The sequence below is a fragment of the Pseudoalteromonas sp. SG43-7 genome (genome assembly GCF_014164295.1).
GTDB lineage: Bacteria > Pseudomonadota > Gammaproteobacteria > Enterobacterales > Alteromonadaceae > Pseudoalteromonas > Pseudoalteromonas rhizosphaerae.
This window is the reverse complement of the sequence record NZ_JACJEY010000208.1, coordinates 1-314: the sequence shown is the minus strand read 5'-3', so window position 1 is coordinate 314 and position 314 is coordinate 1. Positions and strand designations below refer to the sequence as shown.

Sequence of the window (314 nt, the reverse complement as noted above, 5' to 3'; positions counted from 1 at the left end):
TATTTGGCGCGACGGGCGCATAGTAATAACTACTTGTACTGACTTCTAAAGCACGACACAACTCAGATACCGTATAGCTTGGGGTCGCTTTCTTCAATGCTTTAATTACTTTAAATTTTGATTGTCGCGAATGAAGAAAGCGGTGGCTTTTTTTAATATATCATTATCCCTTAAAGCGCGCTGTAGCTGCTTCTCTAGCAATTGAATACGTTGCTGTTCTGGTGTGAGTGCTTGTACATTTCCCGGGCTCTTACCATCTAGCTCAGATAGATATTGTTGCTTCCAACGTGATACTGCTGACTTTCCTGCGCCAG

Annotated in this window: 1 pseudogene; it reads right to left on the bottom strand. The window is 42.7% G+C overall.

Going from position 1 to position 314, the window contains the following annotated elements:
* Positions 1-314 (bottom strand): annotated as a pseudogene (locus H5200_RS23565) (IS3 family transposase); the annotation flags it as partial.